The organism is Allobosea sp. 01N443, from assembly GCF_056399325.1.
Window position 1 is genome coordinate 1 of record NZ_JBFTRC010000184.1, and the last position, 11,160, is coordinate 11,160.

10 protein-coding genes and 1 tRNA gene are annotated in these 11,160 nt (G+C 65.6%); 5 read left to right on the forward strand and 6 right to left on the reverse strand.

The window, feature by feature from the left end; translation table 11 throughout:
- Positions 1–888, forward strand: an 888-nt coding sequence (locus AC1DRP_RS29710) for an adenylate/guanylate cyclase domain-containing protein (RefSeq protein WP_476770362.1), incomplete at its 5' end; no start/stop codon positions are given.
- Positions 889–1,132: 244 nt separating this feature from the next.
- On the opposite strand, the gene AC1DRP_RS29715 is transcribed toward AC1DRP_RS29710, so the two are convergent.
- The 4 genes from AC1DRP_RS29715 to AC1DRP_RS29730 form a co-directional block, all read right to left on the reverse strand.
- Positions 1,133–1,207 (reverse strand) — tRNA-Thr (locus AC1DRP_RS29715).
- Between the two features lie 251 nt (positions 1,208–1,458).
- Positions 1,459–2,121 (reverse strand): ligase-associated DNA damage response endonuclease PdeM, encoded by a 663-nt coding sequence (pdeM, locus tag AC1DRP_RS29720; protein WP_441506134.1) that lies wholly within the window; start codon positions 2,119–2,121, stop codon positions 1,459–1,461.
- A 47-nt stretch (positions 2,122–2,168) separates the two neighbouring features.
- Positions 2,169–4,658: a ligase-associated DNA damage response DEXH box helicase gene (locus AC1DRP_RS29725; protein ID WP_441506022.1), complete on the reverse strand. Its 2,490-nt coding sequence runs from the start codon at positions 4,656–4,658 to the stop codon at positions 2,169–2,171.
- A gap of 80 nt (positions 4,659–4,738) precedes the next feature.
- Positions 4,739–5,695, reverse strand: a complete 957-nt coding sequence (locus tag AC1DRP_RS29730) for a class I SAM-dependent DNA methyltransferase (RefSeq protein WP_441490147.1) — start codon at positions 5,693–5,695, stop codon at positions 4,739–4,741.
- A gap of 42 nt (positions 5,696–5,737) precedes the next feature.
- Between AC1DRP_RS29730 and AC1DRP_RS29735 the strand changes: the two genes are divergently transcribed.
- The gene (locus tag AC1DRP_RS29735; protein WP_441490146.1) at positions 5,738–6,781 is read left to right on the forward strand and encodes a ligase-associated DNA damage response exonuclease; all 1,044 of its coding nucleotides are present in this window, start codon (positions 5,738–5,740) and stop codon (positions 6,779–6,781) included.
- A 16-nt stretch (positions 6,782–6,797) separates the two neighbouring features.
- Here AC1DRP_RS29735 and AC1DRP_RS29740 read toward each other — a convergent pair whose 3' ends face one another.
- The gene (locus tag AC1DRP_RS29740) at positions 6,798–7,580 is read right to left on the reverse strand and encodes an SGNH/GDSL hydrolase family protein (RefSeq protein ID WP_441490145.1); all 783 of its coding nucleotides are present in this window, start codon (positions 7,578–7,580) and stop codon (positions 6,798–6,800) included.
- Between the two features lie 155 nt (positions 7,581–7,735).
- Between AC1DRP_RS29740 and AC1DRP_RS29745 the strand changes: the two genes are divergently transcribed.
- The 3 genes from AC1DRP_RS29745 to AC1DRP_RS29755 all read left to right on the forward strand — a co-directional run bounded on the left by AC1DRP_RS29745 (position 7,736) and on the right by AC1DRP_RS29755 (position 10,580).
- Entirely contained in the window at positions 7,736–9,370 is a 1,635-nt protein-coding gene (locus tag AC1DRP_RS29745; protein ID WP_441506024.1) for a cisplatin damage response ATP-dependent DNA ligase, read from the forward strand.
- A gap of 174 nt (positions 9,371–9,544) precedes the next feature.
- Positions 9,545–10,225 (forward strand): response regulator, encoded by a 681-nt coding sequence (locus tag AC1DRP_RS29750; RefSeq protein ID WP_441490143.1) that lies wholly within the window; start codon positions 9,545–9,547, stop codon positions 10,223–10,225.
- Between the two features lie 85 nt (positions 10,226–10,310).
- Positions 10,311–10,580: a DUF6460 domain-containing protein gene (locus AC1DRP_RS29755; protein ID WP_069877667.1), complete on the forward strand. Its 270-nt coding sequence runs from the start codon at positions 10,311–10,313 to the stop codon at positions 10,578–10,580.
- A 126-nt stretch (positions 10,581–10,706) separates the two neighbouring features.
- Here the strand turns inward: AC1DRP_RS29755 and AC1DRP_RS29760 are convergent.
- Positions 10,707–11,160, reverse strand: a 454-nt coding sequence (locus AC1DRP_RS29760; protein ID WP_476770363.1) for a dihydroorotate dehydrogenase, incomplete at its 5' end; no start/stop codon positions are given.

Here is an 11,160-nt window from a genome sequence, read left to right on the forward strand (position 1 = left end):
GGCATCGACTACGCCCGCGAGCGCCGGCTGCGCGCCGCCGTTTCGCAGGCTTTTTCCCGCTACGTCACGCCCGATCTGGTCGAGGAACTCGCGCGCAATCCCGATTCGTTGAAGCTGGGCGGCGAGCGGCGCGAGATCAGCGTCCTGTTCTGCGACGTGCGTGGCTTCACCAGCCTGTCGGAGCGCCTGAAAGATGACCCGATCCGGCTGACCAGCATCATCAACCGCCTTCTCGATGCGCTATCGGAACAGGTCCTGGAGGCCCGTGGCACAATCGACAAATATATGGGCGATTGCGTCATGGCATTCTGGAATGCGCCGCTGTCCGATCCGAACCATGCGAGTGCTGCCATCGCCGCCGCGCTAAGAATGTCGCAGGCGGTCGAGCGCTTGAATGGGGAACTCCAGATGGAGGAGCCCGGTCTGCCGCCGCTTGCCGTCGGAGTGGGGGTCAATACCGGCATGTGCGTTGTCGGCAATATCGGGTCGCGCTGGCGTTACGACTACTCTGTTCTGGGCGATGCCGTGAATCTCGCGTCGCGATTGGAGGGCGTGACCAAGGATTACGCGGTGCCGGTCGTCATCGGAGACGGGACCGCGCGCGCGATCGAGGACGCCTTCTTTGTCTTTGAACTCGACCGCATCGCCGTTCGCGGGCGCACCGAAGCGACGCCGATCTTCACGGTGCTGGGCGAGGCAAGCCTGCGCAATACGCCAGAGGGGCAAGCGCTCCTGTCAGCCCAGGCACGACTGCGTCCTGCATTGGCCCAGGGCGACACGATGTCGTCCCTGGCCGAACTCGACGTCATCGCCTCGGTCTGGCCGAGCTTGACGGACTACACTGAGAAGATGCGCGGGGCCGTGACGGCACGCGCAGAGCCTGTCTGACGGTAGCAGCGGTCGCGAGCGCGATGGGAGGACGGAGCGATCAGTCCGTGAGGCTCGGTTTCAGCACAATGTGACGATCTGTGATGGGGTGGCTGTCCGATCGGTATTTCCAAGGGACGGATGCCGGTCCTTGGATATCGGCGATGGCGAGCTGTGAGAACAGGCATACCGGCCGCCCACGTACCGCCAAGCGGGTGTGTAACCCATGCTCACATTGATTTGCGTGATTTCAGGCGTGTTGGGCTGGTGCTGCGAGAGAGGATTGAACTCTCGACCTCTCCATTACCAATGGAGTGCTCTACCACTGAGCTACCGCAGCAGGACCGTAAGCCTTGAAGCGCCGTTCAATCGCGAAATCGGCGATGGCAGGCGCGGCGTCGTTCCGAAGCGGCGTCCTGATGCCACAAGCCCCCGCCGGACGCAACCCGTAGCGGGCAAACAGCATGTGAAAAAGTCGGAACCGGTCCTTCTCGGCGATCCTGCTGCTGTCGAGCACTCCATTGGTAATGGAGAGATTGCTTCAGCTCAGAGCCGGGTGCGCTGGCGCTCTCCGGGAACGATGGCCCCGCATCAGTCCGCCAGCAGCAACTGCCGATCGATCCGGAAGAGCCTGCCGTCGCCGAGCATATGCGCCGTCAGACCGTCGCGAAAAAGCGGACGGAAGGCGGCATCGCGAAGGTTCAGCCCGCCGGCATAGGCGCCCATGGCCGGGAGGATGCAGCGCCGCCCGGAGAGCGCGAAACTGCGGCGACGCAGGGCCCGCCCGCGCATCCTGATCTTGGCCGCCGGGTGGAGATGCCCGGCGATCTCGAAGCCGGCCTCAGCCGCATCGGGTTCGTGGCGCAGCACGACGTCTGCAATCGCGAGGCAGGCCGCAGTTTCGCCGCCCATCGTCCGGCTGATCGCGGGGTCGTGGTTGCCGGTCACCCAGAGCCAGTCACGGCCCTTTTGCAGCAGGTGCAGGGAGCGCAGATCGTCACTGCTGATCCGCTCCTCCGCGCCGCGGTCGTGAAAGCTGTCGCCAAGCGCGATGACGCGCGCTGGAGCGTGACGCAGGATCGCGGCCGTCAGCGTCGCCAGCGTCGTCGCGGAATCATAGGGCGGCAGGAAGATGCCGCGCGCCGCATAGGCCGAGCCTTTTTCCAGATGCAGATCGGCTACGACGAGCGTGCGCTCTTCGGGCAGCCACAGCGCGCCCGAGAGATCGGGGACGATTGCGAGCCGCCCGAGCATGAGTGCTCCCGCCTCACGGGCTGAAAATTCGTTGGTTGCGGGCAGCGTCACGCCATCGCCTCTTCGAGCATCATCGCTTCAGCCTCCGCCAGGATCTCGTCGGCTGCCTCGCCATGAACCGCCTCGCGTCCGATTTCGAGCATTACCGAAACACTGAGCGGCGAAACATGGTCCAGCGGCTGATGCACGATCCGGCCGCTGATTCGTGTCAGCATTTGAGCGAGCCGCTGGATATCGAGCAAGCCTGTTGCAGCGTCGGCCCATGCGGCTTTCAGCAGCACGTGGTCAGGCTCGTGCTGGCGCAGCACGTCGTAGACGAGATCGCTCGACATCGTGACCTGCCGGCCGCTCTTCTCCTGCCCGGGGAAGCGGCGTTCGATCAGCCCGCCAATGATGGCGCAGGCGCGAAAGGTGCGCTTCATCAGAGCCGATTCGGCGAGCCATGCCTCGAGATCGTCGCCGAGCATGTCCTGGGCGAACAGTTCGTCGAGCGAGAGCGCTCCACGGGCGACCGCCGCCGACATGTCGCCCAACGTCCAGACCGCGATACCGTAATCGTTGCAGACGAAGCCGAGCGGTCTCATGCGGGCCCGCTCCAGCCGCCGCGTCAGCAGCATGCCGAGCGTCTGATGGGCGAGGCGGCCCTCGAACGGGTACGCGACAAGATAGAACCGCCCACCGCGCGGAAAGGTCTCGACCAGCAACTCGCCGGGTTTGGGCAGGCGCGACTTCAGCCTTTGCGCATGCAGCCAGGAGGACACCTCGTCCGGCAGCCTGGCCCATTCCTGCGGCGAGGCGAGCATGGCGCGCACGCGGGCCGCGAGGAAGGTCGAGAGGGGGAATTTGCCCCCGGCATAGGACGGGATCTTTGGGTCGGTGCCCGGATTGGTGCGCGAGCAGACGACCTCGTTCTCGGTGATACCCTCGAAGCGGAGCACCTCGCCTGCGAAGACAAAGGTGTCGCCGCTCGTCATCGTCTCCGCGAAATACTCCTCGATCTCACCCAGGATACGGCCGCCGCGGCTCAGCATGCCGGGCTGGCCGGGCCTTGCGCTGCGCAGCCGGCCAAGCCGGACCTTGAGCATGGTCGATTCGACGATGGTGCCGACATTCATGCGATATTGCTGGATCACGCGCGGGTTGCTTGCGCGGAAGAGCCCGTCCTTGCCCCGCCGGAGCTTGGCGAAGCGTTCATAGCTGCGCAGGGCATAGCCGCCGGTCGCGACGAAATTGACCACGGCGTCGAAATCGACCCGCGCAAGGCCGGCATAGGGCGACGCGGTGCGCACCTCCTCGTAGAGCGCGTCCGGAGCAAAACCGTCGGAACAGGCGATGCCGAGCACGTGCTGGGCCAGCACATCGAGCGCGCCGATACGGGGCTCAGGCGTGTCCTGAGCGGCTTCAGCGACAGCGTCGAGGGCGGCGCGGCATTCCAGAAGTTCGAAGCGATTGGAGGGAACGAGCAGGGCCTGCGACGGCTCGTCCATGCGGTGATTCGAGCGGCCGATGCGCTGCATCAGCCGGCTCGCGCCCTTCGGCGCGCCGATATTGATGACCAGGTCGACATCGCCCCAGTCGATGCCGAGATCCAGCGTCGAGGTGCAGACGACGGCCTTCAGCTTGCCCGCGGCCATCGCCGCCTCGACCTTGCGGCGCTGCTGGGCGTCGAGCGAGCCGTGATGCAGCGCGATCGGCAGATTGTCGTCATTGATGTTCCACAGGCCCTGGAACATGAACTCGGCCTGCATGCGCGTATTGACGAAGACCAAGGTCAGGCGGTGATCGCCGATCGCCTTGTAGACGTCGCGAATGGCATGGCCGGTGGTGTGCCCGGCCATCGGCAGGCGGTTGGCGGATTGCAGGATGCCGATCCGCGCGCTTGCCCCGCCCTTGACGGCGACCAGCCCGGCCGAAGTCCCGACCCCGCCGAGATAGCGCTGCAGGTCGGCCGGCTCGCGCACCGTCGCCGAGAGGCCCACAGCCGAGAGTTTTGGCGCGAGTTTGCGCAGCCGCGCCAGGTCGAGCGAAAGCAGGTCGCCGCGCTTCGAGGTGACGAGCGCGTGCAACTCGTCGAGCACGACGCGCCTGAGGCTGGCGAAGAACGGCTTCGCATCCCGGTGCGAGACCAGGAGGGCGAGCTGTTCCGGCGTGGTCAGCAGGATGTCCGGCGGTCGCGCGATCTGCCGGGTGCGCTTGGCGGCGGAGGTGTCTCCCGTGCGGGTCTCGACCGTGACCGGCAGCGCCATCTCCCGGATCGGCGTCTCGAGATTGCGGGCGATGTCGACAGCGAGAGCCTTGAGCGGCGAGATGTAGAGGGTGTGCAGGCCGTCACGGCGGCCATTGCCCTCGCTGAGCTCGACCAGCGAGGGCAGGAAGCCCGCAAGCGTCTTGCCGGCGCCGGTCGGCGCGACGAGCAGGGTCGAGCGCCCGGCGCGCGCCTCTTCCAGCAATGCAAGCTGATGCGGGCGTGCAGTCCAGCCGCGATAAGCGAACCAGTCGGCGAATCCTGGCGGGAGGGAGGCGGCGGGGGCATCCATGCGGGATAGAGATAGGCGGTGCGGGGCGAGAGTGAAATCCCGCCCCTTTGGGCCATGGGACCCTGAGACCTTGCGTTGGCCTAAGCGCGCGCCGCCACCACAACCAGCCCCGGCACCGGCTTCCCGCGGTCCTTCCGCGTGCTTGCGGCCTCCAGCAGGAGCGGCGTCAACCGAGCTTCGGACAACTGCCGCCGGAGCCAGCGTTCGCCATGGGCGAAACGACGATCCTCACCGACGATCACGTCCTCGCCGTCATGATCCTGCACGGTGAAGGCAACCAGGCCCGTGGCTGTCAGAACCCGCGCCGTTTGAGCGAAGGCCGGCGCAAGTTCGCCGAGATAGACGAAGACATCGGCCGCGATGACCAGATCGGCCGACGCATCGCGGCGGCTTGCGAGGAATTCGACGAGGCCCGCCACGGCGAGCTTGTCATAGAGCGGGCCTCCGTCATCGCGTGACTTGGCGCGCGCCTTCTCGATCATCCGGGCCGAGAGATCGCAGCCGGCGAGAAACTCGGTTTCGGCTCTGATCGCTTCGCCCATCAGCCCGGTGCCGCAACCGAGATCGAGTGTCATGGCGAAGGACAGGGCGCGGTTTTGCGCTGCACAGGCCCGCGCAAGTGCGTCCTTCAGCAGGGCTGGACCATGATAGGACAGGGATTCTACGAGGTGACTATCGAAACGTTCGGCGTATTCGTCGAAGAGACGGCCGGAGAATGCATCGGAGGCGGCCAGTTCCGCCGGAATCGCGCCGATGCGCGCGAGATCGAGCCTGGCGCCGAGATGATCCGCATCATCGAGAACCAGGCATTGCCGCCATGCTTCCGCGGCCTCCTCCTTGCTGCCAAGTTTCGCCTTGGCCTTGCCGTAGAGATGCCAGGCCGCGACGAAACCCGGCGCCTCCCCGAGCGTTTGATCGAGGAGATCGACGGCTGTTGCGGCGTCTCCCTCGGAGAGCGCGGCGGCCGCCCATTCATAGCGGCGGTCGAGTCGGGGATCGCCGGACGACGTCGAGAAACGAGGCTGGATTTTTTCCATGAGCGATCGACTTTATCTCACGCCCATGCACCAGACCAGACAATGCGCCCTTCGGAGCTGTTGATCCCGACGCCGGCCGGCCTCTATTGCCCGCTGGCTGACATTCATATCGATCCGGTTCGCCCGGTGGCGCGGGCGCTGATCACCCATGGCCATTCCGACCATGCGCGGGCGGGACACGGCGCCGTCCTGGCGACGCGCGAGACGCTGGCGATCATGGCCTTGCGCTATGGCGAGGGCTTTACGCAGAGCCGGCAGGAGGCGGTGCCGGGCGCGATGACGTCGATCGGTCCGGTCGATATCCGCTTCGTCCCGGCAGGGCATGTCCTTGGCTCCGCCCAGATCGTGGTCGAGAGCAAGGGGCTGCGGATCGTCGTCTCCGGCGATTACAAGCGCGAACGCGACCCGACCTGCGCCGGTTTCGAACCGGTTTCCTGTGATGTCTTCATCACCGAGGCGACATTCGGCCTGCCGGTGTTTCGCCATCCGCCGGCCGGTGCCGAAATCGCCAAGCTGCTGGAATCGGTCAGGCTCTTTCCCGAGCGGACGCATATCGTCGGCGCCTATTCGCTCGGCAAGGCGCAGCGTGTCATGGCTCTGATCCGCGAGGCCGGCTACGAGCGGCCCATCTATATCCATGGTGCGCTCGAGACCCTGACGGAGTTCTACGCTTCGGAAGGAGTTCCCGTCGGGGAGACGCGCCTGGTTTCGGCGAGCGATCGGAAGGCGCTGGCCGGAGAGATCGTCATCTGCCCGCCAAGCTCGATTCAGGATCTCTGGGCGCGGAAATTTCCGGACCCCGTGACCGCCTTCGCGTCTGGCTGGATGCGGATCCGGGCGAGAGCGCGGCAGAGGGGCGTGGAATTGCCGCTGATCGTTTCAGATCATGCCGACTGGGGCGATCTTCAGGCAACGATCAGAGAAACCGGCGCCGGCGAGATCTGGGTCACCCATGGTGAGGCCGACGCATTGGTCCATTGGTGCGGGACGGTCGGACTGAACGCGAAGCCGCTGCATCTTGTCGGCTATGGCGACGAGGGCGAGGCCGAAACCGTGAGCGAGACGGCCGATGCCGCGCAGCTCTAGCAGCCGGCAGCCGCCTCTACTGTGCGGCCTGCGCGGTGTGGGAGCGGCCGGGCAGCGTCATGCCGAGCAGCGAGACGGCCATGTCCCGCGCCAGGCAATCGTAACCGGTGTCGCTCATATGGAAGCCGTCACTGGCGAGCACCGCGGCGAACGCATTGGCGTCGCGCCGATGCCAGTCGCGCATCGTGTTGTAGCGCGAGAGAACGGGGATCGAGCGGCTGCGTGCCGTGTCTGCGATGGCCTCGACAAAGCTGCGATACCGTTCGGGATCCTTCACCGTCGGAAAATACTGCGGGTCGAGGATCACGAGACCGGAGCCGGCCTGGCGGACTGCCGTGATGCCGTCGGAGACCATGGCCTCGAAGGCGGCGAGATCACCACCCTGCACCGCATCATTGGTGCCGACCTGCCAGATGACGAGATCATAGCGCCGCTCGCTCAGGGCCCTTTTCAGGCGCGCGATCGTCTGCGGGGCGGTTTCGCCCCCGATCCCGGCATTGGTGACGCTGATGGCGGCATTGGGCCAGCTCTGACCAAGCAGCTTCTGCAGACGGGCGGGGTAGCTCTTGTCCTTGGAGGACGCGCCGATCCCTTCCGTGGAAGACGAGCCGATGGCCAGGATGTCGAGCTTATGCTCGCGGCTGATCTTGGCTGCGACGGCAGGGAGCGGTATCGCCGCCTGCATCATCGGCGTTTCCCGGCATTCAAAGGACGCGGCTGCAGCGCTGCCGATCTGCAACGTTGCGAATGCCAAGGCCACAATGAGATTCACGGCAAAGAACCGCATCGCGGCGCGCATCCCGACATCCTCATGACTGCTCCCTTGGCTGGTAAGGTTTCGTTCATGAATGGAGACTGAACGCCGGTGAATGGCCTGATGAGGGAATTTCGGGACAGGCAGGGCCCCGGCGCCAGCCTTGACGTTTGCCTGAAACTGCTGCGGGGGAGGGCAGGATGAACCGTTTCGCCTGGTTGCTCGACAGGCTTGCCTATGAACCGCGCCGCAATGCGAAGCTCGCGCTGATCGCGGATTACCTGCGCACTACGCCTGATCCGGACCGGGGGCTGGCACTGGCCGCGATGACCGGCGGCCTGGTGTTCCAGAACGCCAAGCCGGGCCTGATCCGGGCGCTGATCGCCGAGCGTACGGACCCGGTGCTGTTTGCGCTATCCTACGACTATGTCGGCGATCTCTCGGAGACCATAGCCCTGATGTGGCCGGCCCGGCACGGTGCGAATGCGGCGCCACACCTGCCCGATGTCGTCTCGGGCCTGCGAAACTCCGGCAAGACGGACTTGCCCCGCCTGATCGCGTCTTGGCTCGATGCGCTCGATGAGACCGGACGCTGGGCATTGCTCAAGCTCATCACCGGCGCATTGCGTATCGGGGTCTCCTCCCGGCTCGCCAAGACGGCAGCGGCGAGCCTCGGCGGTGTCGAGCCCGACGAGATCGAGCAGGTCTGGCACGGGCTGGAGCCGCCCTATGAGCCGCTCTTCGCCTGGCTGGAAGGCAGGGGACCGCGGCCGGCCGCGACGGATCCGGCGCCCTTCCGCCCCGCCATGCTCTCGCACCCGATCGAGGAGGGCGATTTCGACAAGCTCGTTCCGGCGGAGTTCCAGGCCGAGTGGAAATGGGACGGAATCCGCGTTCAGGCGGTCAGCGGCACGCGCGCCGATGGGGCCCGCATCACCCGGCTCTATTCACGGACCGGCGAGGATATCGGCGCCTCCTTCCCGGATGTCACGGAGGCGCTCGTTCTCGACGGCGCACTCGACGGCGAATTGCTGGTGCGCCGCGAGAATGCCGTCCAGAGCTTCAACACGCTTCAGCAACGGCTGAACCGCAAGAGCGTCACCGCGAAGATGCTGGCGGAGTATCCGGCTCATATCCGGGCCTATGACCTGCTCGTCGATGGCGAGGAGGACATTCGCGACTTGCCGCTCGCCGAACGCGGCAAGCGGCTCGTGGCCTTTGTCGCGCGGCTGTCCTCCGCAGTGGTGGATCTGTCACCGCCGATCGCCTTCAGCGATTGGGAGGAACTGGCGGCCGCGCGCGCAGACCCCGAGGCCTCTGGAGCCGGCGTCGATGCCGAAGCCGTCGAGGGCTGCATGATCAAGCGCCTTGATTCGCCCTATTTGCCCGGCCGGCCGAAAGGGTATTGGTACAAGTGGAAGCGGGATGCGCGGCTGGTCGATTGCGTGCTGATGTACGCCCAGCGTGGTCACGGCAAACGTTCGTCCTTCTATTCGGATTTCACCTTCGGCGTCTGGCGAACGACGGAGGAAGGCGAGGAACTCGTGCCGGTCGGCAAGGCCTATTTCGGCTTCACCGACGAGGAGTTGCTGGAGCTCGACCGCTTCGTGCGCCGCAACACGCTGAACCGCTTCGGCCCGGTGCGAGAGGTCACGCATGAAGCCGACAAGGGACTGGTGCTGGAAGTCGCCTTCGAGGGGCTGCAGCGTTCGACCCGGCATAAATCCGGACTCGCCATGCGCTTTCCCCGGATCAGCCGCATTCGCTGGGATAAGCCGCCGCGTGAGGCGGACCGTATCGAGGCGCTGGAGACGCTCCTGCCGGTGCAGGGCTGAAGTGTCGGTCCGGAGTCTAAAGGCGAATATTCTGTTGCGTTGCCGCAAGCGCCATTCTGGTTCACAGGCTTCCGTGCCGGTTTGCAGCGCTCATACCGTCTTATCGGCTTGAAATGCTTGAGCCTGCGCCCGCCTATGGGGCAGAATAGGCAGGGCTGTGGAGGGGATGACAGCATGAACCGGCAAACACCGACGCATATCGTCATCGCAGATGACCACCCGCTCTTTCGCGGCGCCTTGCGTCAGGCCGTATCGCATGCGTTGGAAGGGGCGGAAGTGAGCGAGGTTGGTTCGCTCGAGGCTTTGACGAAAGCGCTGGCCGAGGACGGGGACGCCGATCTCGTCATGCTCGATCTGACGATGCCCGGCGTCCAGGGTTTTTCCGGCCTGCTGTTCCTGCGGGCCGATCACCCGGAAATCCCGGTCATCGTCGTCTCGGCCAATGACGACCCGGCTGTGATCCGCCGTTGCATCGAGTTCGGGGCGCTTGGCTTCCTGCCGAAGACGGCCGAGGTCGAGCAGATGGGCGAGGCCATTCGAGCGGTGCTCGAGGGCAACGTCTGGACTCCGCCGGGGGTCGATCTTTCAGCGCCGGTCGATGCCGAGATCGCCGACATGGTGCGGCGGCTGTCGACGCTGACGCCGCAACAGGTCCGTGTCCTGATGATGCTCTCGGAAGGGCTGTTGAACAAGCAGATCGCCTATGAGCTCGGGGTCTCCGAGGCGACGGTGAAGGCYCATGTTTCGGCCATCTTGACCAAGCTCAATGTCGACAGCCGTACGCAGGCCGTGATAGCCGCCTCGAAGATCGCGGGAACGGCATGGGCGACGGCGGGCGCGTCGGCGACGATCTGAGCGTTCCGATGAGGCGGCTGTTCGCCATTCAGGCGCGGTTCAACCGTTCTATGGCCCGTCTCGTCTATCGATAGGAATTCCGGCAATGGCCAATGGCAATCTCGATCACTTCCTGGGCGGTTCGTTTCTCAGCGTTCTTGTCCGGCTGATCTTCATTTCACTGCTCGTCGGCGCCGCCATGGCCTTTCTCGGGCTGACGCCGCGCGGACTTTTCGACGCCGTGGCGCGCTTCCTGCGGTCGCTTGGTGATCTCGGTTTTGGCGCCGTGCGCGAGGTCGGCCAATGGGTGCTCGCAGGAGCGCTGGTCGTGGTCCCGATCTGGCTGCTCTCTCGCCTGTTCGCCTCGCGGCGCTAAAGCATCGGCCCGAAAAGTGGATTGCGGCTTTCGGGAAAGCCGATGCAAACACAGAAGGCTAGAACATCGGATGCGGCGCAAGCCGGCCATGGCGTGAGCGCCACGGCCCGAGACGCTGGCTGCGCCTTACAGCCCCTCTCCCCGCGCGATCGCCTCGGCATCGCGGCCGACTAGGTCCGCAATCCGGCTCGCCCCGGCACGGCGGGCCTCACGCACCAGCCCCGTCTTGACCTCGCTCACGAGGGCGGGCCCCTTGAAGACCATCGCCGAATAGAACTGCACCAGGCTGGCGCCGGCCCTGATCTTGGCGAAGGCGGCGGAAGCGGAGTCGACGCCGCCGACACCGACCAGCGGGAACTGCGTCTCGACGCGCCGATAGGTCTCGGCGAGGATGCGGGTCGAGGACGCAAAGAGCGGTCGGCCCGAGAGGCCGCCGGTTTCGCCGCGAGAGGCTCCCCGCAGGCTGTCCGGCCGTGCGACAGTGGTGTTGGAGACGATCATGCCGTCGATCGCACGCCTGCGAGCCACGGCCACGATGCCGTCGAGTTCAGGCAGCGTCAGGTCAGGGGCGATCTTGAGC

Bases quoted from the DNA above. Each gene is read 5' to 3' on its own strand.
- AC1DRP_RS29740 (WP_441490145.1), bottom strand. From the start codon at position 7,580: ATGCGCGCCGCGATGCGGTTCTTTGCCGTGAATCTCATTGTGGCCTTG.
- AC1DRP_RS29735 (WP_441490146.1), top strand. From the start codon at position 5,738: ATGCGCCCTTCGGAGCTGTTGATCCCGACGCCGGCCGGCCTCTATTGC.
- AC1DRP_RS29725 (WP_441506022.1), bottom strand. From the start codon at position 4,658: ATGGATGCCCCCGCCGCCTCCCTCCCGCCAGGATTCGCCGACTGGTTC.
- AC1DRP_RS29755 (WP_069877667.1), top strand. From the start codon at position 10,311: ATGGCCAATGGCAATCTCGATCACTTCCTGGGCGGTTCGTTTCTCAGC.
- AC1DRP_RS29730 (WP_441490147.1), bottom strand. From the start codon at position 5,695: ATGGAAAAAATCCAGCCTCGTTTCTCGACGTCGTCCGGCGATCCCCGA.
- pdeM (WP_441506134.1), bottom strand. From the start codon at position 2,121: ATGCTCGGGCGGCTCGCAATCGTCCCCGATCTCTCGGGCGCGCTGTGG.
- AC1DRP_RS29745 (WP_441506024.1), top strand. From the start codon at position 7,736: ATGAACCGTTTCGCCTGGTTGCTCGACAGGCTTGCCTATGAACCGCGC.